This window comes from Mesorhizobium sp. M7A.F.Ca.US.010.02.1.1 (assembly GCF_004023085.1).
In the GTDB taxonomy this organism is placed as follows: Bacteria; Pseudomonadota; Alphaproteobacteria; order Rhizobiales; family Rhizobiaceae; genus Mesorhizobium.
Genome location: NZ_RZRV01000113.1, coordinates 1 through 744 on the forward strand (window position 1 = coordinate 1; position 744 = coordinate 744).

Genomic DNA, 744 nt, shown 5'->3' on the forward strand with positions numbered 1-744 from the left:
ACTATGAACGAATGAGATATCCTGGTCGGCCGCGCGGTCGGTAAGCGCACGCAGCATGGACATCACCGGCGTTATCCCGCTGCCGCCCGAAAGGAAGAGCGGCTTTTCATAGGGCAGGTCATCGAGATTGAATGAGCCGAGCGGCCCTTCGATCTCGATCTCGTCGCCCGCCCCCAAATTGTCGTGGAGCCAATTCGAAACCAGGCCGCCCGGTGCTCGCTTCACCGTGATCTGCAGGTCGAGCGGTCGCGTCGGTGGTGACGAAACAGAGTAGGAGCGCGTCACCGCGGCACCCTCGATCTTGAGGTGCACGAGCACATACTGGCCCGCGCTGAAGCAGAACATCCGATCCGTCGGGGATGTGAAAACGAAAGTTTTCACATCGGGCGTTTCCTCGATTACACGACGGCAGAGTACAAGCTGCGATGTGGTTTGTGCCCATTGCCGATAGCGCCTCATCGGCAGGAGGTCGGGGGCCCCAAAGGAAACGTGTGCGTTCATCATTCATCTCGGTTTGAAGTCGAGCCAAGATGCCAGTTCCGGGCCCCCCGCAACAGAAGCATCCCTCCCGAGTTATGATCGATTATTTCGATTACATATCCAGTGACATCACGGCGACGTGAAGGGCGCGGATTCCCTTGCGGATGATCGGTTCGTGTTTGCGGCGCGCCAGGATGGCCGTGTGTACCGGCTGATGCAGCGTCGGGGCGCCTTCGACGATGAACGATGGGCGTTCGAGGGCGA

General features: G+C 59.4%; 1 protein-coding gene. It reads right to left on the bottom strand.

Translation table 11 applies throughout. The annotated features are described in order from the left end of the window. A partial coding sequence (locus EOA19_RS34960; RefSeq protein ID WP_245486468.1) for an FAD-binding oxidoreductase occupies nt 1-381 on the bottom strand: 381 nt, incomplete at its 3' end. Between the last annotated feature and the right edge of the window lie 363 nt (nt 382-744).